Raw genomic sequence first — 24,602 nt, 5'->3', positions numbered from 1 at the left:
GAAAAAGAAGTGTGACTCCGTTGCCTTTAGGGTTAATGTGCAGGGCCTCCCAAGTAGGTCCCCGCCCAAGCCCCCTCAGTGACAGGAGGAAGATATTCCTTGGGGACTAGTGCTTCTCCGGAGGTAGACCGTACTGCAGGTTCAACATGGTGCCGGCCCAGATCAGCACAACCGCACCGAAGGCAATAAGCCAGAAGTGCCAGAAGGCAATGCCGTAAGCCATCAGGACGATAGCGACGGTCATAGCGAATGGCCAGATCGAGCTGGCGGAGAAGAAGCCCAGCACGCCAGCACCATCCTCGATCTCTGCCTCTTCCCAGTCCGCAGGACCGATATCGGTCTTGTTATCGGTGAGGTGCAGGTAGGCTGCCAGCATCAGTGCCAGCAAGAAAGCCATCGTCAACCCGGTGGCACCCGCCCACTCCAGACCGATCAAGCTAGCCGAGTCCTTCAAGTAGATCGTGGCGAGGATGTAGAACACATCCATTGCGGCGAAAAACATTGCAATGCCGTAGAAGAGCTTTGCGCCTGAAGTCATTTTAAGTCTCTCTTTCTACCTTGAGCTGTGAGGCTTAGCCCTGGTTGCGGTCGACGTAGTTGTTGTCCGTCACGCTACGGGTACCGGTGCGGTCAGAGACAAATGGGTGGGTGGAGACGGAGTAGCCCTCTTCACCGATGGACTTCAGAGCCTCAGAGTTCGGTGCCTTCGGGTTGCTCTTGCGGTACTCGAGGTACTGACTGAACTTCTCCGGGGACACAACCCGAACCTCAAAGTTCATCATTGCGTGGTAGGTACCACACATTTCGGCACAGCGGCCTACGTATGCGCCATCCTCGCTGATTTCCTTAATCTGGAAACGACGCTCAGACTGGTTCTGCTCTGGGTGGTTGTAAGCATCGCGCTTGAACAGGAACTCCGGAACCCAGAATGCGTGAGAAACGTCAGCCGAAGCCAAACGGAACTCGATTGGGGTACGGGATGGGAGAACCAGAACTGGAACCTCATCGGTAGTACCCACGGTCTCGATCTTGTTGAAGTTCAGGTAGCTGTAGTCATCCTTGGACTTGCCGTGGATGGGGCCGGTTGGGTAGTGCTCGTCACCGTTAGGCTCCGCACCCTCGTAGCGGGAGAACTCCGCACGCTTCTGGGCTTCGTCGTCCTTACCGATGTACTTCTGGCCATCCTTAGTCAACTCACCGTCAACCTCGGCGTAACCGAACTTCCAGTTCCACTGGTAGGCGGTGACGTCCACGGTCACCTTCGGGTTCTTGTTCAGTGCGGTCGCCACATCCTGGGTCTGCACATTGAAGAAGAACAGACCCATGACGATAAGGACAGGCAGCGTGGTCAGCACAAGTTCCAGAGGAACGTTGTAGGCGGTCTGGCGTGGGAATTCTTCATTATCACCGCGCTTACTGCGGGCCTTATCGTTATAACGACCCAGCACGTAGAACATCAGCACCCACATGATGATGCCGACGATCCATGCGGTCACCCAGACCCACACCCAGAAGTTGCCCATTTCTTTGGCTTCTGGAGTTACACCAGTTGGCCAGCCCATACGCAGGGCACGGAAAAATCCGTTGTCCGGGGGTGCAACGTTGCAGCCCGTGAGCAACAGGCCAGCGCCACCGAGCAATCCAGCCAAACCGATACGGCGAGTCAAACCGTGTACTTTTCGCTGTTCCACGCGAGTTTGCCTTCCTCAATCACACGTCACTTCGTCCCCTACTCCGCACCGCGGCACACCCTAAGTTTCTAGGTTTTACCTGCTCAATCGCCTGCAGTAAACGATTCTGAGCCACGAGGCAGGAGACTGCTTCAAACAATGACCTTAGACCATATAGCCATTAAAGCCACTATCTGGCGGGTCACATTTACCTATTCGGGTGTACTCACCCAAGCAAGGGTTAGAACTTATTAGCTTCGATCTGTCCCGCGGCCCCGATATTGCGTAGATTGGACCGCGCCAGATCCACCATTCGACCTACTCCACCACCAAAAACGGTGCGTGCAGCCGCCTTGGAGAATCCCATCATCATCTCCCATGTAATCTCCGGTGGCAGGGACAGGGCGTTTGGATCCGTTACCACGTCGACCAACACCGGACCGTCGTATGCGAGGGCCTCACGCAACACGGGCTCGACGTCTTCCTTCTTTTCTATGCGGTAGGCCTTGATGCCTGCGGCCTGGGCGATGTCGTGGAAGTTGACGGCCTCGTGGTCGGTCTGGAAATCCGGCAGTCCTTCCACCAACATCTCCAGCTTCACCATGCCCAGCGAGGAGTTATTGAAGACAATCGTCTTCACCGGCAAGTTGTGAAGCTTGACTGTCAGCAATTCTCCCATGAGCATGCCCAGTCCGCCGTCACCGGAAAACGTGATCACTTGGCGGTTTCGATCAGCTGCTTGCACACCGATGGCGTGAGGCAGAGCGTTGGCCATGGTGCCGTGGCGGAAGGACCCAATTTCTTCGCGCTTGCCGTTAGGCGTGATGTAGCGCGCACCCCACACGTTGCACATGCCGGTATCAACAGTGAACACGGCATCCTCATCAGCTAGACGGTCGATGGTATCCGCCAAAAACTCGGGGTGGATCGGTCCGGAGGACTTCTTTGCCTTGTCGGTGTAAGCCCCCACCACGTGTTCCAAAGCCTTGGCATGGTTACGCAGTTGCTTGTCGAGGAACGACCGATCCGTCTTCTCTTCTACATGGTCGAGGATCGTCTCAATGGTCGCGGCTACGTCACCAACGACTGGGTATTTTACTGTGGTTCGACGCCCAATTGCGCGCGCGTCGACATCCACTTGGGCCACGTTCTCGCTGGGCAGGAACTCCGAGTAGGGGAAGTCCGTACCCAACAGAATCAGCAATTCAGCGTCGTGCATAGCATCGCAGGCGGCGCCATATCCCAGCAATCCAGACATACCTACGTCAAATGGGTTGTCATACTGGATGTGCATCTTTCCACCGAAAGCGTGCCCGACCGGAGACTTGATCTTTTCCGCTAGCTTCAGCACTTGTTCACGGGCATCGTTGGCGCCTGCACCGCAGAACAACGTCACTGTTTCTGCTTTATTGATGGCCTGCGCCAGTGCCGCTGCTTCACGGGAATCGGGGTAAACCGTAGGGCGCCCTGTGGCGATCTCGGAACGGAGGAACCTTTCGTCCTCGCACTTTTGTGAGGAGATATCACCGGGGATGACTAGGACGGACACGCCGTAGCCCGCCATGGTCGACTGAATGGCATTGTGAATCAGTCGCGTGCCCTGCTCGGTGGAGTTCACCATCTCGCAGTAGCCCGAGCACTCCTGGAAGATCGCCTCCGGGTGGGTTTCTTGGAAGAATTTGGAGCCAATCTGCATGCTTGGGATGTGCGATGCTAGGGCGAGCACCTTGGCCCCATTGCGGTGGGAATCATATAGGCCTTGGATGAGGTGAGTATTTCCCGGACCACAGGAGCCCGCACACACTGCGAGCTTCCCGGTGACGAGGGATTCGGCCCCAGCTGCAAACGCCGCGGCTTCTTCATTGCGGACGTGAATCCATTCAATGCTAGAACGGCGAACTGCGTCGACGATCGGGTTCAAGCTGTCGCCAACCAGCCCGAAAATTCTCTGTACACCTTGTTTTTCAAGGTTTTGAACTAGCTGTTCTGCGAAATTCTTAGCCATAATTCTCGACTTTACGCCTCTCAATAAGGCTCTCGCTATGTAAGCTGCAAGCCTGTTGCCGCGTGCCGATGTCGACCACAGTCCCCTACCCGGCGTAAAGTCAGGGCACATGTGTGGATTGCTTGGTTTGATTGCGGCCGAATCGGCTGCGGAAAAGTACGTAGACGCGGTAGCCACCGCCCTACCCTGTATGCATCACCGGGGACCAGATGACAGTGGCACATGGCATGACGACACGGTCGTGTTCGGATTCAACCGGCTTTCCATCATTGACATCGCCCACTCGCACCAGCCTTTGCAGTGGGGTCCGGAGGGCCAAACCGACCGGTATGCGCTGACATTCAATGGCGAGATCTACAACTACATTGAGTTGCGCGCAGAGCTCCAAGCTGCGGGTTATACCTTTAATACCGAAGGCGACAGCGAAACCATCGTCGTGGGCTACCACCACTGGGGTGCGGATGTCGTCAACCACCTGCGTGGCATGTTCGCCTTTGCGATCTGGGATACGGTAGAGCAGAACCTCTTCCTAGCTCGGGATCAGTTTGGCATAAAGCCGATGTATTACGCCACCACCCCAGCAGGCACGGTGTTCAGCTCGGAAAAGAAGTGCATCCTTTCCATGGCCGAGGCTATCGGTTTGAACGAGGATCTGGATGTACGAGCGATTGCACACTACACCGATTTGCAGTACGTGCCGGAACCAGAGAGTCTGCACGAGGGTATTCGTCGGCTGGAGTCGGGTTCCTACGCCACCGTCACCCCCGGTGGAACGCTCGCCGAAACTCGATGGTTTGAGCCCCGCTTCCCCGTCAAGAAAGTCGCGACAGGCAGCGAAGAAGCCGTTTTCCAGAAAATCGCCGAAGCACTAGAGGATTCCGTTGCTAAGCACATGCGTGCTGATGTGACGGTGGGATCCTTCCTGTCCGGCGGTATCGATTCCACGGCCATAGCGACCCTCGCCAAGCGCCACAATCCAAACCTCCTGACGTTCACCACGGGCTTTGAACGCCAGGGTTACTCGGAAGTCGACGTAGCCGCAGAATCCGCCGCAGCCATCGGCGCCGAACATATCGTCAAGGTCGTCTCACCTGAAGAATTCGCCGATGCCATCCCGAAGATCATGTGGTACTTGGACGATCCCGTTGCCGATCCGGCCCTGGTTCCGCTGTACTTCGTGGCTGCCGAAGCCCGCAAGCACGTCAAAGTTGTTCTCTCCGGCGAGGGTGCTGACGAGCTCTTCGGTGGATACACCATCTACAAGGAACCGCTAAGCCTGGCTGCATTCGAGAAGATCCCATCCCCAATCAACCGCGTGTTGGGCAAGCTGGGGGATGCGCTTCCTGAGGGCATGCGCGGTAAGTCGCTATTGCAACGTGGCACCACTCCCATGGAAGAGCGTTACTACGGCAACGCTCGCTCCTTCAACTACCACCAGCTCGAGCGGGTTCTACGTGAGGTGCGCCCAGAGTGGGATCACCGCGAAGTCACTGCGCCAATCTACGCCAAGTCCAAGGACATGGACCCAGTAGCGCGGATGCAGCACTTGGACCTCTTTACGTGGATGCGTGGCGATATTTTGGTCAAGGCGGACAAGATCACCATGGCTAACTCGTTGGAGCTGCGCGTGCCGTTCTTGGACAAGGTCGTTTTCGAAGCAGCAGAGACTTTGCCCCACGATCTCAAAATCTCAAACGGCACCACCAAGTACGCGCTTCGCCAAGCAATGGAACGCATCGTTCCGGCTCACGTCCTCAACCGCAAGAAGTTGGGCTTCCCCGTTCCTATCCGCCACTGGCTGGCCGGCGACGAACTGTACGACTGGGCAAAGGGCACCATCGTGGAATCCGAGACGGACCACATCTACAACAAGCAGGAAGTGTTGCAGATGCTGGACGAACACCGCGAGGCCATGAATTCCGGTTCCGGCCCCGATCACTCCCGCCGCCTGTGGACCGTTTTGGCATTCATGGTGTGGCACGGGATTTTCGTGGAAAAGCGCATCGACCCCAAGATCGACCAGCGCGATTACCCAGTCGAGCTCTAAAAAACTGCCCCGCTCGGGTGCTACCAGTCCCCCACCCACCGCGTTAGCGCATGCCGATTGCTCTGCTGTGTCTTGCGCAAAATATTCGACACGTGCGTTTCCACGGTCTTCACGGAAATGAACAACCGCTCGGCCATTTCCTTGTACGTGTATCCCCGCGCGAGCAGGCGGAGCACTTCTTTTTCTCGGCGCGTTAGCTCGTCGAGCATCAGCTGTTTTTCTTCATCTATTTTCGACGCCGCCACCTGCTCCCCAGCCCCTGCTGGGGTTCTGTTCGATTGCACCGCGGTGGGTGTCGAAAATGCATCGAGGACATAGCCTGCCAACTTCGGCGAAAAAACCGCGTCACCCGAGTGCACGCGGGAAACGGCGGAGACCAACTCACAGGATTCGATAGTTTTCGTCACATACCCGCGAGCGCCAGCGCGAATGAGTGCGATGACGTCCTCTGCGGCATCGGAAACGGAAAGACACAGAAAACGAGTTCGCTGACCAGCTGCCATGCACTGCTGGACGATCGCTAAGCCACCTCCATCGGGCATGTGCACATCGAGCAAAACCACATCGGGCTCCAGCTGGGCAATTTTCTCGATTGCGTCTCGCACGCCATCCGATTCCCCGACGATGTCTAGTTGGCCCACACCTGCCGATCCCAGCTCTGCTCGCAACCCGGCGCGGAAGATGGAATGATCGTCCACGAGGAACACTCGGATTGGAGTAGTCGGGGATTGTGGTTCGGCTAAGGGGTGCGGGTTAATCATCGATTGCTTCCTCACCTTGCAAATCACCTTGCAAATAGCGGGGGCTGGGCTGCTCAGGGAACTCTGAGGCCATTTGGGTCTCTTCTCTGGCAGGGTGGCTTAGGGGGAGACGGAAACTCAACTCAGTTCCAAAACTACCTGAGTCGATATCTACCTCTCCCCCGACGCGCTGCATGCGGGCGACGATGGAATCGCGTATCCCGTGCCGATCGATTGGAATGCTGGCGGGATCGAATCCCTTGCCACGGTCCCGCACAAAGATTTCAAGCAGGTCGCTGCTACTTTCTACAAACGCGTTGACCTCAGTGCAGCCGGAGTGTTTGGCGGCGTTCACCATAGCTTCCCGGGCCGCGAATACCACCTCTTGAGTAGCGTTCGTAGCTGGACGATCAGCGCCCACGAACACAGGTTGAATCCGCACGCCGTACATGTCTTCGACTTCCCCGCTGGCCACGCGCATGGCGCCGAAGACTGTTTGAGTTTTCACGGATTCTTCGGTTCCGAACAGCCACTGGCGGAGCTGGCGCTCCTGGGATCGCGCCAATGAGGTGATCTTTTGGTCTGCAGATTGCTTTTGTATTAGCGCAAGAGTTTGCAGAACACTGTCGTGAATGCGGGATGCGATAATCGCACGCTCACGTTCGCGGGCACGCTCCTCCGCCGCGGCTGCAGCGGTGTTCCACAAGCGTAACCACAAGGGGATGCATACAACTAGCAAACCAATCAGAACGGCTCCGCCTGCCACCATGGACCATCCAAGAGCACCGATGGTCAGGTGCGCGCTTTTACCATCTTCTGTGATCTGCCCCGCAGCGGAACCGTCCGCCACGTTGCTATTGAGAAGATAGACGGCCACTCCGGCTCCGATGGCCAGAAGCACCACTCCCCCCACCGCGCTGGCCCAGCGCACCACCATCCCACGTGTCTGGTGCCTGGCGGCTGGGGTACCACCCGGTTTTCCTTCACTGACTGGGTGCTGTGAACGCAGATTGGTGGGCGCCTTGGAGTTACGCCACACCAACAGCGCACCCATCACCGCGATCGAGATACCAATGGTGGCGGGAACAAATTTCGAGCTGGCGATATTTGCAGCCAGGGTTAACCCCACTGCGATCAGGAGAAGAACCCAATCCACGAGGTCAGGATCTTCAGATAGCCCTTCAAACCCCTTCCGAGCTGCTTGGTCACGACTAGAGAAGCGCTTCGCGCTCACCGGATTGAGGGCTTGCGCTGGGTTATCGACGGCGTCGGTCAGAGTAGCCAAAGCACCGTAAGCCAGCAAACCCACTAGCGGGATTGCTGCTAGGACCGCAAAGATACAGCGCACCCAACGCACATCAATTCCGAGGTGCGCAGCCAATCCGGTGCACACCCCAGCGAGCACACGCCCTTGGCGCACGCGAACATAACGGGGATACATAGTTAAGAGAATGCCAGTGCCACACCATCAGGGACATCAGGGACTACCCTGAATTCTAGGAATCAGGGGGCATCCCTGATGTATAACCACTGGTCACTGAACCAGAATGAAATCATGACGAATTCAATGAACTCCCCACATAACCCCTATAAGGTACGACCTTCCGAGTCCAACCCATATGGAGCACCACAAACGGGTTCCCACCAGTGGCAGGATTCCAGAACCTCTGCCGGTTCCGCGCATGACCCCAGCGCCCTCATCCGCACCATCTGGTCAACTCGCCCGGTTCGCCTCCCCAGTGAGCAAAACTCTGATGCTTGGGTATTCGGCGTGGCCGAGGGCATCGGTGTGCGCTACAACATCGATGCCAACTTAGTCCGCCTGTTTTTCGCAATTCTCGCCATCACCGGTGGTGGCGGGTTCCTGCTGTACGGACTCTGCATCCTGCTCATGCCCAAGTACTCCGTACCGCTTTCTCCCTTGGAAGCGGTACTGAACAACACCAAGGACCCGCGCTATTCGGAAGAAAAAGATTGGGCGTATGCGCTAATTGTGATCATCGCCATCACCATGTTCGGTGCCGGGTGGCTCACCGACGGCTGGGGGTTGGTTGGCCTTTCAGTTGGGGCTTTGCTGCTGTGGTTGTTGCACCAGCGCCAGCCCGGGGTTCCACCTGCGCTTCATTGGCACCCCTACCCTAATTCAACGGTTGATGTGAATAAAGACGCCCCCAAGGCTTCCGAGTCCAACCTTCCCATAGGCGAACCACAAATTGACCAAGCCGATCCGGTGTTTACCCCAGTCGAAGGGTTCGAGCCCAAGCGACAGACTCCCCCATCGTGGGATCCCCTGGGGGCCGCGCCGTTCGCGTGGGATTTACCTGATCCAGACCAGGTATTGGGTGCTCAATCCGTAGATTCTTCCTCCAGCACGACAGATTCCACTAAGAAGAAACGTTCGGGGTTGCGGAAATTTGTAATGGGCGTTCTCGGTGTGGCTCTGGGCATCGCGCTGGTCATGTCCGCGTTCGTTGCCGCGGGCCTAGTTTTCGGAGAACGCGATTCCAGCAGCTCCACCATTGGGAGTACCGGTGCGGTCTATCTGCTCGATAGCGAAGCAGGAAAAACGGATATCTCCATTTCTAGCACCACCGTTTTGCTCGATGACTTGACCATAAACGGTGACAGCACACACGACATCAATACGTACTCCTCTGCTGTGACGATCGAGCTGCCCTCTCAAACCACCGGACCCAGCTACCGGATCAGGACGGAATGCGAAGCGATCTTCGGCGCAGTAGCGAACTGCGCGGACGCCCGAGACCACGTGGTCAAAGGCAACGACTGGACCCCCGAGCTAGCATCGGACACTGGTCGGCTGCCCATGCTGCGACTGCATATCAAATCGGTGTTTTCCAGCGTGAACGTGCAGACTGGGAAGTAAGGCCAAAGCAAAACTCCGCATGGCCTCTACGGAGAGAAATCATGCGGAGTTTTGGAGTCTAGCACGACCGCGTGGCTTCGTACCGACTTACGGTTTGCTGGAGCCCTAGCGTAGCTTCTTTGCTGCAGCCCTAGCGTAGCCAGTTGCTACAGCCCTAGCGTAGCTTCTTTGCTGCAGCCCTAGCGCGGTTTAGGAGAAAGAATCTCCACATGCGCAGGAGCCGGATGCGTTGGGGTTATCGATCGTGAAGCCCTGGGACTCGATGGTGTCCGCAAAATCAATCTTGGCACCCATCAGGTAAGGAGCAGACATACGGTCAACAACCAAGTTCACACCATCGTATTCATCGATAAGATCGCCGTCGAGCTCGCGGTCGTCGAAGAACAGCTGGTACCGCAAGCCAGCACAGCCACCTGGCTGAACTGCAATGCGCAGGGAAAGATCGGTGCGACCTTCCTGCGCCAGCAGGGTCGATGCTTTTTCCACAGCGGCGGACGTGAGCTCAACGCCGGTGGTCTTTTCTGGAGCTGTCATGTTTCCTCCTTGATTAGGCAGCCTAGGAGTCGTAGGGGCTGTGGACAGAGTCCTGAAGACACAATCCTGAAGACAGAGCCCTAAGGACGATGGACACTTCTATCCACTTACTCATTCACAAACTACTAGGGACAGGTACTTTATTCCACAAGCGGGGCGTAACCTAAATCACTTTTGCTCAAATCACTACCCCTCCATTAGCCTTATTGTCGTGAAAACGCCGTGGAAGAAGACTCAAAGCACCTCGTCCGAGACCCAGCCGGGTACTGCCCGCCGCGTCTCTGAATCCGATGTGGCGTCGGATAAAAAAGAGACCACCGCCGAGCCCAAGGCCCCCGTGGTGACCGACGAGCACGACCAGGGCCAGAAAGCATCCACGGATGATTTGCGTTCGACCAAGGGCAGCGCGTTCACGCCAAAGAAGGGCCGCCCGACCCCGAAGCGCAACGAGGTCGAGCGCGAGCAGGGCATTCGCCGCGAGGCGTTCGAAGCCCCGACCACCCCTGCGGAGGCGCGCAAACGACGCAAGGAACTCAAGGCTTCCATGTCCAAGGAAGAATACAAGGCCATGAAGCAACGGGAACGCGATCAGGCTGCACGTGAGCGCCGGCGCGTCAACGAACGCATGATGGCGGGCGATGAGAAGTACCTCATGGCACGCGACCAAGGGCCCGAACGCAAGTTCGTCCGCGATTGGGTGGATTCCCACCGTTACCTGATGAACTTGTTCTTACCCATGACGTTGATCGTGATTCTATTGATGATCATCGGCGTGAGGAATCCGCAGGTCGCAAACTTGGCTTCGATCGTGATGATGGTTATCTTCCTCATCATGATCGGCGAGGGCGTGTGGCTAGGCCGCAAAATCAACCGCATGGTGCGCGAGCGCTTCACCCACACCACGCAAGGTGGCTTTGGCTTGGGCTTGTACGCCTTCACACGCGCGACCATGATTCGCCGCCTGCGCACGCCAGCTCCGCAAAAACAGCCAGGAGACAAGGTTTAGGTCTCGGTGGGCGTAATGGGCGCCGTTGATGTGGTGGGCGCGGTTGATGAGGTGGGCGCGGTGGGCGCGGTGGGCGCCCGCTCCGTTTAACTCTTCTGCGGACGCCACCCGGCACCCGTCTAAGCTATAGGCATGGCTGAGACTGTCACGTTCCCCGAGATTCCCACACCCGACGAAGCCGTAGCCCAGCGCGCAACTCAATTGCGGGCCGCGTTGCCCAGTGCTGCAGGCCTGCCCACGGGGAGTTTGGGGGAGCTCGAAAACGCGGTGACGTGGTTGGCTTCGTGCCAAGGTCACGCGCCCGCACAGCAGCCGCAGAATGTGACATTGGTTATCGTCCCCGGCACCCACGGCATTTCCGAAACCGCCCCGGAAATCTCCGCACTACCAGCGAATTTCACGCAGTCCGCCGTGGACCTCTTGCTATCGGGGGACTCGCCGATTGCCGTGGCTTGTCGACAGGCTGGTATTGCTCTAGATCTTATCGACGCCCCGCTGGGATCCCCGGCCGCCGCTATCGATGCGGAGGATGCACTGCCAGCCGACATTATGAATGATTTCCTTGCTGCGGGAGCAGCGAAAGCCGACGCACTGGCCGATGCGGGCACGGGCTTGGTGCTTATCGGAGATCTAGGACGCGGAGTGACAACCGTTGCAAGTGCCATGATCGGTTCAATTTGCGGCGTAGAGCCTGTTAAGATCATCGGACGCGGATCGGGCATTGGCGATGAAGCGTGGAGGGTGAAGGTTCGCGTCATCCGTGATGCGATGTTCCGCGTCCGCGATGACCGTGCTGTCGCAGAAAGGATATTGTACCGCCTGGGTGGAGCGGATATGGCGTACTCCGCCGGGTTGCTTGCGCAATGCGCGGCGCGGCGAACGCCGGTAATTTTCGACGGGCTTGGGGTGGCTGCGGCTGCGTTGTGCGCGGAGATGTTGGCTCCGGGGGCTTCCCAGTGGTGGCGAGCAGCTAGCCAGTCGGCGGAACCCGCCAGTGAGGTTGCCTTGCGTGGACTCATGCTCGAGCCCCTCACGAATTGGGGCATTGGAACCGGCCTGGGGCTCGGCGCAGTCATGGCTTACTCGACCGTCGCACAAGCAGTCGCTTTGGTCGATGACCGCGAGCCGGGGGCCTAGGCCGGCCCCCGGCTCGCGATCCCTGCCTCTGCCGGTGGGACTGTCTAATGGTTTGCGTGTGGGGTTCAACTTCCACCTCTGCCACCGTCTCTGCCCCGCCGCCCCACGCACTAATGCACACAATGTGCAGCAGAACTCCAACAAAATCCCGGGAAGGGTCAGGCGGTGAATGCAACATCTTCGGATGGATCGAGGTTAAAGAATACTTCCCTCGGGGTCAGCCCATCTAGCACCACCCGTGGAGTGTCGTTGATCAGGTCTTCATATTCCTGGAGTTGCTCATGGGTCACCGTGGCAAGATCGGTGCCTTTCGGAATGAATCGGCGTAGCTCGGCATTAATATTCTCGTTACTCGGCCGCTGCCATGGGGAGTGCGGATCGCAGAAGTAGAGCTTCAACCCCTCAAAATGTTCGGCCAGCTGACCACTGGCAGCCATTTCCGCGCCCTGATCCCAGGTCAGGGTCTGGACGCGACGGTCTGGGGCGATAGCCATCTGGTTGATCTGCCCGAGCATGTCTTTCAACGCGGTGACCACGGTCTGGGACGTGTGATCGGTGGTTAACAACCTGGCCATGAACAACCGGCTATGCCGTTCTATCAAGGTGATGATCGCGTGCTTTCCACCCTGAGCGCCTCACACGAGATCACCTTCCCAATGCCCTGGCACCGCCCGGTCAGCAGCGTGTGGTGGGCGGGTGGAATATTGTCGCGCCATGAACCCATGGTTTCGCCCCGCGCCCGCGAGTCGGTAGCTTCGAGCGGGGTCGTCGTCCTGTGCGACCTGATCGAAAGGGCGTAGTCGACGGTTAACTCATGGCGTAGCCCACCAGCTGCTTGGACGTAGAGGGCTTGGTACATCGTTTCGTGTGACAAGGTCAACTCCTGATGAATGCCGGATAAACGTTTCAGCCTAGCTACAATACGTTTCGGTGAGACCTGCCGGTTCAAGCAGTCGAATGACGATACGTCGTAACGTGGTATGAGCATCAAGTTTTCGCGGTTTCGGGCGTTTGGCTGCATCGATGCTGCGTTGCTGGGCTATCAGTGGGTGATACACCCCGTCGATACTGTTGCGGGTTACCTCGCGGCTGATCACGCTGGGATGCCTGCCGAGTTGTCGGGCGGTGCGGCGGATGGAATAACTCTGATCTAGGCAAAACTTGATGTAGACCCTGTCGAACGCGGTTAAGCGCATACCCCGGCCGACTTTGACTGTCGCTGGCTGATAATTCACCACCACGGGGTCTACTGACAACACAATGGGTTGATCACGGTTACTTGTCGACGATACCGACGGGCGGGACACAGGCATGACAGAATTATGTACCCACCGGTACACGGTAACTGGGTGGACACCAGTTCTGGCGGCAATATCGTGATCACTTCGCCCAGCACATGCTAAGAACATGACCATCATCTGGGTGGTTGTCTTGTGGGTGGCAAGACCACCACCACGTCCCCGCGCAAGGCGCGCACCTTGGCTTGTGATGTAGTCCCGCAACGCACGGTCGGTACAGCCGGTGGCTTGGGCTGCGTGCAGTGCGCTGTAGCGGTGGTTCGCGATCAGGTCGAAAGCAGCAACAACAGCAGGATCGGGAGTGTAGGACATCATCAACACCTCATGAACAAATCAGGGTGTTGCATTCACCACTAGACCCCACCGTACGTTTTTGTCGGACTTCTGCTGCACATTCGTCGTTCGGCGAGAGAACCAGCCCCCAAACGCGGTTCGGCGAGAGAACCAGCCCCCTAAGCCTCGAGCAACGTGACCATCCAGCCGTGTTTGTCCGCCACGCTGCCGCGCTGGATACCCGTGAGATGCTCGCGCAGCTGCATGGTGATCGGTCCGGTTTGCCCACCGCTGACCTGGAATTCACCACCCGCATGCTTCACGGTGCCGACAGGTGTAACGACCGCAGCGGTGCCACAGGCAAAAACTTCCGTCAGCTCACCCGACTTAGCGGTTTGCTCCCATTCGGTCGTGGAGATGCGGCGCTCCTCGACCTCGTACCCAAGGTCGCGGGCCACATCCAGCAGAGAGCTACGGGTCACCCCCGGCAACAGGGAGCCCGAGAGGGCAGGCGTAACGACCTGGGCCTTATCCCCTACCCCGTAGATAAATGCCAGATTCATCCCACCCATTTCCTCAACCCATTTATGCTCGTGGGCGTCGAGCCAAACAACCTGATCGCAGCCCTGGGTTTCTGCCTGTGCCTGCGCAACCAGCGACGCGGCGTAATTACCCGCGAACTTCGCCGCGCCGGTACCACCGGGTGCCGCACGCACATATTCGCTGGACAGCCACACGGTGACGGGCTTGATGCCCTTGGAGAAATACGCGCCGGCAGGGGAAGCGATGACCGCGTAGGTGTAGGAATCGGAGGGCTTAACGCCCAGGGTTGGTTCACGGGAAATCATGAATGGGCGCAGGTACAGGGCTTCTTCGCCACCGGCCGCGGGTACCCAGCGCGCATCGGCCTTGACGATTTGGCGCAACGACTCGAGGAACAACTCCTCCGGCAACTCCGGCATAGCCATGCGGGCCGCGGATTCCTGAAGGCGACGGGCATTACGATCGGGACGGAACGTTGCGATCGAGCCGTCGGGTTGGCGGTAGGCCTTGATACCTTCGAAGATGGCTTGGCCGTAGTGCAGCACGCTGGTGGCGGGGTCCATTTCGAATGGCTGGTAGGGCTGCACTCGCGCGTTGTGCCAACCGGATTCGACATCCCAGTCGATGACAACCATGTGGTCGGTGAAGTGAGAACCGAAGCCTGGGTTGGCTAGGATCTCTGCAACCTGTTGGTCTGAAACCGGATTCGGGTGTGGCTCGATGGTGAAAGATGTTGGAGTCGCTGGCGTTTTAGTCATGATCCCAATGCTAGACCACGGTTTATCACGGTTAACCGGGGAATCGGGTTAAAACTTTTCTGACGGCCTCTCAAAGGCTTATCACCTCAATAAATACTCAGCTTAACCTTCCGCCCGACCACTCGGCGGGGATAGGTAGAGTCGTTAAAGACAACCGTTTTAGAGATATTTTTGAAAGGGAGTGGCTTTTCGTGTCCACCAGCGCAAGCACCTCTGGTTCCAGTGCTTCTAGCTCCAATGCTTCTTTTTCCGACGCCGCCAGCCTCAGCGCCCGCGGGTATGTTCCCGCTCTGGACATTCGCACCGATGGGTTGAAGTCGTTCGCCCCAGATGAGCCGATCGATACTCTCGTCGTTGCCGTTTTCAAGGGTGCCAACGGGTTGGAACTGGCGGGCGGGCCCGGCGAGGTTCTCACGTCTCATCAGGAAATCGCTCTATGGAAGCTCCTCACGGCCGTGGGAGCAGTCGGTTCTAAGGGCGAAGTCACCACCGTTCCCGGTGAGGTCCTTGCCGGTGCCGGCGCTGTGAACGCAGAGTCAGCCTCGGACGAGGCCGCTCCAGCTGGCCCTGCCGTGGAGCGCATCCTGGCTGTGGGCTTGGGCGATATCGAAGAAGTGACGGATGAAACCATTCGTGAGGCCGCTGGCGTGGCCTCCCGGAACGTGAAACGTCCGCAAGCGCAGGCCGAGGGGGCTAACGCCAGTGCCGATAGTGCGGGTACAAGTGCGGATGGTGCCGGTGCGGATGGTGCATCCCAGGATGTGGACACCAACTCCGCCAGCACCAACTCCGCCAACCGCGGTGCCCACGTGGTCAGCACGCTGGGAATGTTCGGCACGGAAGCCGCGCTGGTTGGCCACGGCTTGGGTGCTTACTCCTACTTCGGCCAGCGGGCGGGCACGGCCGCTATCGACCGCATTACCGTTTTGACCCACGGTTCCGATGGCAACGCGTCCGCGCCAGAAGACACCGTCAAGCGCGCACGGATTGTGGTGGAATCCGTCTGCTTCGCCCGTGATCTGGTCAATGCGCCGGCCAACGAACTGTACCCCGAAAGCTACGCAGCCATCGCTGCGCACCAGGCCGAGGAGTTTGGGATCAAAGCCGAGATTCTGGATGAAAAACAGCTGGAGGAACAGGGTTTTGGGGGAATCATCGGTGTGGGCAAGGGTTCCGCCCGCGCACCTCGTCTGCTCCGCCTGACCTACACGCCAGCGGAGACGAAGGACGGCGCTCCTTTCGTCGCTTTGGTCGGTAAGGGAATTACCTTCGATACCGGCGGAATCTCCTTGAAGCCAGGCGCCAACATGTGGGACATGATTTCCGATATGGGCGGTTCCGCTGCCGTCATCGCTTCCATCTACGCTGTCGCGCGATTGGGCGTGCCCGTCAAGGTCACCGCCACGGTCCCAATGGCAGAGAATATGCCTAGTGATCGCGCCACCCGCCCGGGCGATATCCTGCGCCACTACGGTGGCATCACCACCGAGGTTTTGAACACGGATGCTGAAGGCCGCCTGGTTCTGGCCGATGCCATTGTGCGCGCATGTGAGGACAAGCCAGATTACCTAATCGAAACCGCCACCCTCACCGGCGCGCAGATGGTGGCCCTGGGCAACCGCACGCCAGGCGTGATGGGCAGCATCGACTTCCGTGATCGGGTTGCCATGATCTCCCAGGAAGTTGGAGAGAATGCGTGGCCAATGCCACTGCCAGCCGAATTGGACGATGCCCTGAAGTCCGATGTCGCCGACCTGCGGAACATCTCCACAACGCGCTGGGGTGGAATGTCCGTGGCGGGCTGCTACCTTTCTCACTTCGTGCCCGACGACGTGGAGTGGGTTCACATCGATATTGCAGGCCCTGCCTACAACACGTCTGCGCCACACGGTTACACCCCGAAGCGCGGAACGGGCGTGCCAGTTCGCACGATCGTCGAGACGATTGAAAGAATCGGCCGTGGCTAGCCTGCGCTCCGTCTAGCTTTCCCCGCTGAGCCCACCGACTCTCCGGACCTAGCACCAACACTCTTGGGTGCTCAGTCAGGCCACCGGGTCGCGGCTAGCCTGCGCCCCGTCTAGCTTTCCCCGCTTAGCTTTCCCCGCGTTGCTCCCGCAGTCGCTCGCGCCGTTCGCGCTGCTTTAGTCGCTCTTCGACCAAGCGGTCGCGTTCAATCTTGTCGCGCATGCGCTGCGGGTAGCCTGTCTCTTCGGCGAAATACAATGGCACTCCGGTCCCCCGATGCACGGCGTCGATCCCCTTGGGGCCCCCAATTTTGCGCCTAGTCCACTCCCCCGTGGCGTCGACAAAAACAACCGACATTTCGTTGACCAGAGTTTCCGGCTCTACAAAGCCTTCCACGCCGGAACGGCCGGCCGACCAGCGCTGGAGGTAATCCAGATCTTTTGCGCGCACGGTTTCCCCCGGAGCGCGCGGGGGTCGAATACTACTGTTCTTAGAACGACCAAACAGGTTGAACACGAGGTTAATCATATCGAACGGGCACGCGTGTGAACTCAGGCGTACACTTGGGTAGAATTTACAGCGAATTACCACAGCTGATTGACCACGAGTTTTAGCTTGAGGAGCTTCACTAACATGGCGCACTCCGTCGAAATGCCCGAGTTGGGCGAATCCGTAACCGAAGGCACTGTTACCCAGTGGCTGAAGAAGGTCGGCGACAAGGTCGAAGTCGATGAGCCTTTGCTAGAGGTATCTACCGATAAGGTCGACACTGAGATTCCTTCCCCAGTCGCTGGTGTGCTGCTGAAGATCCTGGCCGATGAGGATGACACGGTTGACGTTGGGACCGTTATTGCAGAAATCGGTGAGGAGGGCGAAGAAGCCTCTTCTGGTGACGACGCCGACAAGGGATCCTCTGACCATGGTGAGACGGAGGAAACCCCATCCGAGGACACGGCTGCGAATGAGTCCGCGGACGATAATGACGATGAGCAGTCCGATTCCAGCGATGACAGCGCCGGCTCCGGTGAAACCGAAGACGTGAAGATGCCGGAGCTCGGCGAATCCGTCACCGAAGGCACCATCACCCAGTGGCTGAAGAAGGTCGGCGACAAGGTCGAAGTCGATGAGCCACTGCTAGAGGTATCCACCGATAAGGTCGACACCGAGGTCCCATCCCCAGTAGCCGGCACCTTAGTCGAAATCCTGGCTGAAGAAGACGACACCGTGGACGTAGGCGAGGTCATCGCACGCGTGGGCGACGGCTCCGCCAAGCCTTCCAAGTCTGACAAGAAGTCCGACAGCAGCGAAGACAAGAACCAGGCTGACAACAAGTCTGACGAGCCCGAGAAGGACGCAAAATCAGACGACTCGGAGGATTCCGCTACCGATGAAGCCTCCAACGATGACAGCGCCGGCTCGGGTGAAACCGAAGACGTGAAGATGCCGGAGCTCGGCGAATCCGTCACCGAAGGCACCATCACCCAGTGGCTGAAGAAGGTCGGCGACAAGGTCGAAGTCGATGAGCCACTGCTAGAGGTATCCACCGATAAGGTCGACACCGAGGTCCCATCCCCAGTAGCCGGCACCTTGGTCGAAATCCTGGCTGAAGAAGACGACACCGTGGACGTAGGCGAGGTCATCGCACGCGTGGGCGACGGCTCCGCCAAGCCTTCCAAGTCGGACAAAAAGTCCGACAGCAGCGAAGACAAGAACAAGGCTGACAACAAATCTGACGAGCCCGAGAAGGACGCAAAGTCGGACAAGGATACCGAGGCCAAGGAAGCTGCCGCTGAGAAGCCAGCTGAGCGTGCCGAGGATAAGGGTGTTTCCACCAGCGATGACAAGGACAACACCGCGTCTGAAGGCGACTCTTCCAAGAAGAACGAGCCCAGCAAGTCCCAGTCCGGGGCAACCCAGTCCAGCGATTCCCAGTCCGAACCAGCCGAGGGTAACCTGCCTTACGTAACCCCTCTGGTTCGCAAGCTGGCTGAAAAGCACGACGTTGACTTGTCCAAGATTGAGGGCACCGGCGTTGGTGGCCGTATCCGTAAGCAGGACGTTCTTGCTGCTGCCAACGGTGGTGGCGCTGCTACGGCATCCTCCTCTGACGAGCAGTCCCCTGCTGGTCCACGTGCTTCCACTCACCGTGTGGATCTGTCCAAGCAGGATCTCCGTGGCACCACCCAGAAGGTCAGCCGCATCCGCGAAATCACGGCGAAGAAGACCCTCGAATCCCTGCATGCGGCTGCTCAGCTGACTCAGGTACATGAAGTCGACATGACCCACGTGGCAGAACTGCGCAAGCAGGTCAAGGAAAGCTTCGCGAAGAAGCACGGTGTGAACCTGACCTACCTGCCATTCTTCGCCAAGGCAATGGTCGAGGCTCTGGTTTCCCACCCGAACGTCAACGCGTCCTACAACGCACAGACCAAGGAAATGACCTACCACGGCCAGGTTAATCTGGGCATTGCAGTGGATACTCCTGCTGGCCTGCTGAGCCCAGTGATCCACAACGCACAGGACATGAGCCTGCCAGAACTGGCAAAGGCTATCGTTGACATTGCTGACCGCGCGCGCAACAACAAGCTCAAGCCGCAGGATCTGGCCGGTGGCACCTTTACCATCACCAACATCGGTTCCGAAGGCGCATTGACCGATACCCCGATCCTGGTTCCACCGCAGGCCGCAATGGTCGGTACCGGCGTTATCGTTCGTCGCCCGGTCGTCCTGTCCGAGGACGGTGGCGAGTCCATTGGTATCCGCTCGATGGTTCTGCTGCCAATGACCTACGATCACCAGGTCATCGACGGCGCGGATGCAGGACGCTTCATGTCCACCGTTCGCGATCGTCTGGAAAACGGCGACTTCGAGGCCGACCTAGAGCTCTAGTCTGAAGTTCTGGCGGGGCTCCCCCGCCCGGCACGAACTATGTTCATCACCTAGTTCTCGCTTGGCCCCACCAGCTCCCGCGTTTCCCGCATTTCCCGCGTTTCGACAACACGGACAGCGGGACCAAACCCCGGTGCTGCACTCAAACCGCAGCACCGGGGTTTTTGACGCTGAGAGTCAGCAGTCGGCGCCGAAGCAGAACGCAGACCGCAGCACCGGGGTTTTTGAGTTGTGAAGGGAAGCGACGGCGGGCGGCGTCGGATAAAAAAACAACCGCGAAGCCCGCAACTAAAAGGCACAGGGCGAGGGGCTACGACGATGCACAGGCGTACTATGTGACGCATGGGTTACCAAAAGGGCAGTATCAGAAGGTCTCCAGATTCTTCGATCGATATTCAAGATTTGGGGTTCGTGGAATACCAAACCACATGGGACCGGCAGGCGGGGCTGGCCAAGCAACGCGCTGAGGGTGAGATTACGGATACCCTCCTGCTGCTAGAACACCCTCCCACATACACCGCCGGCAAGCGCACCGAGGATTCCGACCGGCCCACCAACGGGCTGCCCGTGGTGGATATCGACCGCGGTGGCAGGATCACGTGGCACGGCCCTGGGCAGTTAGTGGCGTACCCGATCATTCAACTGGATGACCCGGTGGATGTTGTGGATTACGTCCGCCGCCTGGAAGAGGCCCTCATTGCTACCTGCAACGAGCTCGGGCTGCAGGGCGTGGGGCGCATCGAGGGGCGTTCCGGAGTGTGGCTGCCCGCGGGGCTGGTCGACGGCGAGCTGAAGCCGGCACGTAAGATCGCCGCCATCGGCATTCGCGTGACGCGCGGTGTGACGATGCACGGTGTTAGCCTGAACTGCGATAACACGATGGAGTACTACGACCACATCGTCCCGTGTGGCCTAGCGGATGCGGGTGTGACCACCCTGACGGCCGAGCTGGGACGCGACGTGACCGTGGCTGAGGCCAAGGACATCTTGGCGCGACACATTGTGGATGCCATGAACGGGGATTTGCAGGTAGAAGAGCACGAATTGGGTTAGTCGTGGCCATAGCGTGCATTCCTCAAACCCGGGGTTAGCAACCGTTTTTAAAGGCGCGTAGGGTGGACGCCATGACTGTGACCGCAGACGGACGCCGCATGCTCCGCATTGAGGCGAAGAATTCTCAGACACCCATTGAGTCCAAGCCACGCTGGATCCGCACTAGCGCAAAGATGGGCCCCGAGTACCGGGATATGAAAAACCGCGTCTCGGGTGCATCTCTGCACACAGTGTGCCAAGAAGCCGGCTGCCCTAACATCCACGAATGCTGGGAGGACCGCGAGGCGACCTTCCTTATCGGTGGCGATACCTGCTCCCGACGCTGTGACTTCTGCCAGATCAAGTCCGGTCGCCCCTCTCCCCTAGATCGCGATGAGCCACGTCGCGTGGCCGAGAACATTCAGGAGATGGGCCTGCGCTACGCGACCATCACTGGTGTGACTCGCGATGACTTGGACGACGAAGGTGCTTGGCTATACGCCGAGGTCGTGCGCCAAATCCACGAGCTTAACCCCAATACGGGCGTAGAAAACCTCACCCCAGATTTCTCCAACAAGCCAGAACTGCTGGACATTGTCTTCGATGCCGAGCCCGAGGTGTTCGCCCACAACCTGGAGACCGTGCCGCGCATCTTCAAGCGCATCCGCCCGGCATTCAAGTACGACCGTTCCCTGGAGGTCATCAACCGCGCCCACAACCGTGGCCTCGTGACGAAGTCCAACCTGATCCTAGGCATGGGCGAGACGAAGGAAGAAGTTCAAGATGCCATCAAGGACCTAGTGGATGCTGGAACGGACATTCTGACGATCACCCAATACCTGCGCCCATCCCCGCTACACCACCCCATTGAACGTTGGGTGAAGCCGGAGGAATTCATGGAGCACTCCGAGGCTGCATACGACTTGGGCATCAAGGCCGTCATGTCCGGCCCGTTGGTACGCTCTTCCTACCGCGCTGGGCGCCTGTACGCGCAGGCCAAGGCCGCTCGCGGAGAGGAACTTCCCCAGAACTTGAAGCACCTCGCCGACAAGCTGGAAGGCACCACCTCGCAAGAGGCCTCCACGCTGCTGGACAAGTATGGTGCGTCCGAGGAAACCCCGGTGTCTGCCGCGCGCTAGGGCTGTATGGGCGGGCTCGGCGGCTGCTCTTCTGCGTGCTTTTGCCGCTTGGGTTCGCCAGCTTCCGGTTGGTGCTAGCTTCCGGTTTTTGCAGGGGCCGCTTGGCGCCTTTTCTTTTTATATCGACGCCTCCCCGACTTCCCCGAGCTCAGCCGAAGCCGGGGTGTTTATCGGTTGTCGCAACGATGTTCTATCCTATGAAGCATGGCGAAGGACATCCGCGAAAAGGAAAATCAAAAGGCAGCTAAGGCTGCGAAGAAGGCTCAGCGCAAGCAGCAGTACTCCCAGATGTGGCAGGCCTTCAAGATCCAGCGCGAACGGGATAAGAAACTTGTACCGTTGATGCTGGTGGCGTTCCTCGTGCCGATCGTCGTCTTACTGCTTCTCAGCATTGTGTTCGGCTGGTGGTGGCTGAACCTCATTCTGGGTATTTTGCTGGGTGCTGTGCTGGCCATGGTGGTTTTCTCCCGTCGCCTGCAGTCTGGTGTGTATGACCAAATTGAGGGTGAAACGGGTGCCGCGGCTTGGGCGCTGCAGAATATGCGCGATGGCGTAGGCATGAAGTGGATTACGGAACCCGGCATTGCATCGAACACGCACATGGATGCTGTTCACCGCGTGGTTGGAACCCCTGGTGTGGTGCTGGTGGGTGAGGGTGCCCCTCACCGCTTGAAGCCAATGATGGCCCAGGAGAAGAAGAAGCTGGCCCGTATCGTGGGCAAGACCCCCATTTACGAAGTCATCGTGGGTGACGGTGAAGGCCAGGTTCCGGTCAAGAAATTGCAGAACCACATGATGCGCATGCCTCGTAACATCAAGAAGAACGAGGTTGAGGCCCTCAACAGCCGTGTGGAATCCATCTCTAAGTTGAACTCTCCACAGAGCGCGTTGCCCAAGGGTCCCCTGCCTAAGGGCGCCAAGGTTGCGGGTATGAACCGCCGTGCACGTCGCGCTGCAGAGCGTGGCAAGAAGGGCTAGGACTGGGTTGACGAGTCCGGCCCCAACGGTGTTATGCCGGGCCTCTAGGAGTTAAGCCGGTCCTCTTGGCCGTTAGCCCCAATCCAATGGCGATTCGCTAGGGGCCTCCAGGAGGTTAGGGCGGGCCCCGTAGCCAATCCACGCGAGCATTGACCGATGAAGCCAGCTCCAGTAGCCAATCGCCCAAGGCCCTTACCGAAGAAGCCAGCTCCAGTAGCCAATCCACGAGAGCATTTTTATGAGTCCCGCTGCAGAGATCACTGAATCATGAGCATTGAATTGCTCGGTACCATCCTGGTACTCAATGCTCTTGGGGTGTTCACCCCAGGTCCCGACTTGTTATTGGTTTTGCGCATGAGCGCCAAATCCCGCCCCCATGCTCTTGCCGCGGTGGCAGGAATCGTAACCGGCGCCACATTCTGGATCGCCCTCACAATTGCCGGTGCAGCAATTCTGCTCACGCGGCACCCGGGATTACTCACGCTCATCCAACTGGCCGGTGCAGCCTACCTGCTATACATGGCCTTTGGGTTGGCCCGTGTGGCCAAGCAGCAGTGGAATCAACCGGTGCAGGATATCGATATGGCGGAGATCCTCGGGACCCTCTCAGTCAGCTACCGGCAGGGCCTGATGACAAATCTATCCAATCCGAAGATCGTCCTGTATCTCACCGCGATCATCGCTCCGGCCCTACCGGCTGGTACTCCGTGGTATTGGAGCGTCATTCTTGGAGCTTTACTGGTGGTCGAGGCAGCTTTGGGATTTGGATTCGTGGCGTTTGTCGTGTCGACCGCTCGGGTACGCCGGAAGTTGCTTGGAGCAGGCCCCATTATCGACGCGATCTCCGCAACCCTGTTTGTCATCTTCGCCACGGTCTTGCTGGCGCGGACGTTTTCGGGTTAGACCCGGGTCTCGGTATGACCGCGCTTTGTGTGCGGCCTCTCCCAATGTCCGAAAGGCAGAACGAAACGACCAAAACCGCGCGTTTACTCATGGGCAGATCCCCTAATGCCCCGAAAAGCAGAACGAAACGACGAAAAACCGCGCGTCTTAGGTCATCTCGTTCTGCTTCGCGAACAACGGAGGCCAGCGAATGGCCAGTGAGAGGATCCTGAGGCGGGTGGCTGTGCCCGTGTGGTTAGCGCACCCGCACCACTGCCGTGCCCGTGGCGCGGTCGTGCATGCCGCGGCCGTCGGTGTCCTGAATAATCGGCGGGAACAGGAAGAGCGTGAAGAAGGTACGAACGAATGCACGAATGAAGCCCACACGCTCGTTGGGCTTGTCGATACGCCCCACCCCGATGCCAACGACAGCATGTCCAGGGGATTGCGCGAACAACCACACAGAGACCGTGCGCCACACCAGGAACAACAGCCACGTCAGCGTGGAGTAGTGCCCCAGCACGTCAGTTTGCAGAGTGATCAACCACGCCAAGCCCATGCACACGAACCAGTCGATGAGCAACGCGGCCATGCGAGGAAATAACGTCGCCAGCGACCCCGGCCCCTCCTTGGGGATGCCGAACGATTCTCCGGGGTACGTGCTTACCTGCCCAGTGGCGTCATTTTCGCCGGGAAGTTGCGGGCCTTCCAGCCAAGATCTTTTCTCGCTCATAATGGTTCCTAGACTATCCCCCTCCTAACGAAAAGCACTAAAACCGACACGAACCCCCGACATATGTGCGTATGCTTATATACGTAATT

Annotated in this window: 20 protein-coding genes and 1 pseudogene; 10 read left to right on the top strand and 11 right to left on the bottom strand. The window is 58.5% G+C overall.

Annotation, left to right across the window (positions count from 1 at the left end):
- Window positions 1-106 precede the first annotated feature (106 nt).
- The 3 genes from ctaF to CAURIC_RS03810 all read right to left on the bottom strand — a co-directional run bounded on the left by ctaF (window position 107) and on the right by CAURIC_RS03810 (window position 3,675).
- Window positions 107-538, bottom strand: a complete 432-nt coding sequence (gene ctaF / locus CAURIC_RS03820; protein WP_035112997.1) for an aa3-type cytochrome oxidase subunit IV — start codon at window positions 536-538, stop codon at window positions 107-109.
- Between the two features lie 34 nt (window positions 539-572).
- Complete coding sequence (gene ctaC, locus CAURIC_RS03815) at window positions 573-1,691, bottom strand: aa3-type cytochrome oxidase subunit II (RefSeq protein WP_070434793.1); 1,119 nt, start codon at window positions 1,689-1,691, stop codon at window positions 573-575.
- Between the two features lie 220 nt (window positions 1,692-1,911).
- Window positions 1,912-3,675 carry a pyruvate dehydrogenase gene (locus CAURIC_RS03810; protein ID WP_290183361.1) on the bottom strand — a complete coding sequence of 588 codons (1,764 nt, stop codon included), beginning with the start codon at window positions 3,673-3,675 and terminating at the stop codon, window positions 1,912-1,914.
- 109 nt (window positions 3,676-3,784) lie between these two features.
- Between CAURIC_RS03810 and asnB the strand changes: the two genes are divergently transcribed.
- Window positions 3,785-5,722 (top strand): asparagine synthase (glutamine-hydrolyzing), encoded by a 1,938-nt coding sequence (gene asnB / locus CAURIC_RS03805; protein ID WP_290183360.1) that lies wholly within the window; start codon window positions 3,785-3,787, stop codon window positions 5,720-5,722.
- A 20-nt stretch (window positions 5,723-5,742) separates the two neighbouring features.
- On the opposite strand, the gene CAURIC_RS03800 is transcribed toward asnB, so the two are convergent.
- Both CAURIC_RS03800 and CAURIC_RS03795 read right to left on the bottom strand, forming a co-directional pair.
- On the bottom strand, window positions 5,743-6,435 hold the full coding sequence (locus tag CAURIC_RS03800) for a response regulator (RefSeq protein ID WP_035113101.1): 693 nt from the start codon (window positions 6,433-6,435) through the stop codon (window positions 5,743-5,745).
- Window positions 6,436-6,475: 40 nt separating this feature from the next.
- Window positions 6,476-7,903 carry an ATP-binding protein gene (locus CAURIC_RS03795; protein WP_052094699.1) on the bottom strand — a complete coding sequence of 476 codons (1,428 nt, stop codon included), beginning with the start codon at window positions 7,901-7,903 and terminating at the stop codon, window positions 6,476-6,478.
- A gap of 114 nt (window positions 7,904-8,017) precedes the next feature.
- Between CAURIC_RS03795 and CAURIC_RS03790 the strand changes: the two genes are divergently transcribed.
- Window positions 8,018-9,346, top strand: a complete 1,329-nt coding sequence (locus CAURIC_RS03790) for a PspC domain-containing protein (RefSeq protein WP_172644023.1) — start codon at window positions 8,018-8,020, stop codon at window positions 9,344-9,346.
- 189 nt (window positions 9,347-9,535) lie between these two features.
- Here the strand turns inward: CAURIC_RS03790 and CAURIC_RS03785 are convergent, their stop codons facing one another.
- Window positions 9,536-9,880 carry a HesB/IscA family protein gene (locus CAURIC_RS03785; RefSeq protein ID WP_035112993.1) on the bottom strand — a complete coding sequence of 115 codons (345 nt, stop codon included), beginning with the start codon at window positions 9,878-9,880 and terminating at the stop codon, window positions 9,536-9,538.
- A 211-nt stretch (window positions 9,881-10,091) separates the two neighbouring features.
- Here CAURIC_RS03785 and CAURIC_RS03780 point away from each other — a divergent pair, with 211 nt between their 5' ends.
- Both CAURIC_RS03780 and CAURIC_RS03775 read left to right on the top strand, forming a co-directional pair.
- Window positions 10,092-10,886, top strand: a complete 795-nt coding sequence (locus tag CAURIC_RS03780) for a DUF3043 domain-containing protein (protein WP_235700637.1) — start codon at window positions 10,092-10,094, stop codon at window positions 10,884-10,886.
- 132 nt (window positions 10,887-11,018) lie between these two features.
- Window positions 11,019-12,023 (top strand): nicotinate-nucleotide--dimethylbenzimidazole phosphoribosyltransferase, encoded by a 1,005-nt coding sequence (locus tag CAURIC_RS03775; protein ID WP_035112991.1) that lies wholly within the window; start codon window positions 11,019-11,021, stop codon window positions 12,021-12,023.
- A gap of 158 nt (window positions 12,024-12,181) precedes the next feature.
- Here the strand turns inward: CAURIC_RS03775 and CAURIC_RS03770 are convergent.
- The 3 genes and pseudogenes from CAURIC_RS03770 to CAURIC_RS03760 all read right to left on the bottom strand — a co-directional run.
- Window positions 12,182-12,640, bottom strand: a pseudogene (locus tag CAURIC_RS03770) (IS30 family transposase); the annotation flags it as partial.
- A 294-nt stretch (window positions 12,641-12,934) separates the two neighbouring features.
- Window positions 12,935-13,636 (bottom strand): helix-turn-helix domain-containing protein, encoded by a 702-nt coding sequence (locus tag CAURIC_RS03765; RefSeq protein WP_235700636.1) that lies wholly within the window; start codon window positions 13,634-13,636, stop codon window positions 12,935-12,937.
- Between the two features lie 137 nt (window positions 13,637-13,773).
- A complete protein-coding gene (locus CAURIC_RS03760; protein WP_290183359.1) occupies window positions 13,774-14,895 on the bottom strand; it encodes a branched-chain amino acid aminotransferase in 1,122 nt (373 codons plus the stop codon).
- Window positions 14,896-15,086: 191 nt separating this feature from the next.
- Here CAURIC_RS03760 and CAURIC_RS03755 point away from each other — a divergent pair, with 191 nt between their 5' ends.
- Entirely contained in the window at window positions 15,087-16,862 is a 1,776-nt protein-coding gene (locus tag CAURIC_RS03755; RefSeq protein WP_052094840.1) for a leucyl aminopeptidase, read from the top strand.
- A gap of 124 nt (window positions 16,863-16,986) precedes the next feature.
- Here CAURIC_RS03755 and CAURIC_RS03750 read toward each other — a convergent pair whose 3' ends face one another.
- On the bottom strand, window positions 16,987-17,376 hold the full coding sequence (locus CAURIC_RS03750; protein ID WP_035113472.1) for a hypothetical protein: 390 nt from the start codon (window positions 17,374-17,376) through the stop codon (window positions 16,987-16,989).
- A gap of 117 nt (window positions 17,377-17,493) precedes the next feature.
- Here CAURIC_RS03750 and sucB point away from each other — a divergent pair, with 117 nt between their 5' ends.
- From sucB to CAURIC_RS03725, 5 genes are all read left to right on the top strand, one after another.
- The gene (sucB, locus tag CAURIC_RS03745) at window positions 17,494-19,749 is read left to right on the top strand and encodes a 2-oxoglutarate dehydrogenase, E2 component, dihydrolipoamide succinyltransferase (protein ID WP_035113341.1); all 2,256 of its coding nucleotides are present in this window, start codon (window positions 17,494-17,496) and stop codon (window positions 19,747-19,749) included.
- A gap of 342 nt (window positions 19,750-20,091) precedes the next feature.
- Window positions 20,092-20,802 (top strand): lipoyl(octanoyl) transferase LipB, encoded by a 711-nt coding sequence (lipB, locus tag CAURIC_RS03740; protein WP_035113340.1) that lies wholly within the window; start codon window positions 20,092-20,094, stop codon window positions 20,800-20,802.
- A gap of 71 nt (window positions 20,803-20,873) precedes the next feature.
- Window positions 20,874-21,920: a lipoyl synthase gene (lipA, locus tag CAURIC_RS03735; RefSeq protein WP_035113339.1), complete on the top strand. Its 1,047-nt coding sequence runs from the start codon at window positions 20,874-20,876 to the stop codon at window positions 21,918-21,920.
- Between the two features lie 204 nt (window positions 21,921-22,124).
- Window positions 22,125-22,898 carry a DUF4191 domain-containing protein gene (locus CAURIC_RS03730; RefSeq protein WP_035113338.1) on the top strand — a complete coding sequence of 258 codons (774 nt, stop codon included), beginning with the start codon at window positions 22,125-22,127 and terminating at the stop codon, window positions 22,896-22,898.
- 267 nt (window positions 22,899-23,165) lie between these two features.
- Window positions 23,166-23,801: a LysE family translocator gene (locus CAURIC_RS03725; RefSeq protein ID WP_035113337.1), complete on the top strand. Its 636-nt coding sequence runs from the start codon at window positions 23,166-23,168 to the stop codon at window positions 23,799-23,801.
- 235 nt (window positions 23,802-24,036) lie between these two features.
- On the opposite strand, the gene CAURIC_RS03720 is transcribed toward CAURIC_RS03725, so the two are convergent.
- Window positions 24,037-24,513 (bottom strand): RDD family protein, encoded by a 477-nt coding sequence (locus tag CAURIC_RS03720; RefSeq protein ID WP_035113336.1) that lies wholly within the window; start codon window positions 24,511-24,513, stop codon window positions 24,037-24,039.
- Window positions 24,514-24,602 lie beyond the last annotated feature (89 nt).

The organism is Corynebacterium auriscanis (assembly GCF_030408435.1).
GTDB lineage: Bacteria > Actinomycetota > Actinomycetes > Mycobacteriales > Mycobacteriaceae > Corynebacterium > Corynebacterium auriscanis.
This window is presented reverse-complemented; position numbering and strand designations above follow the sequence as displayed.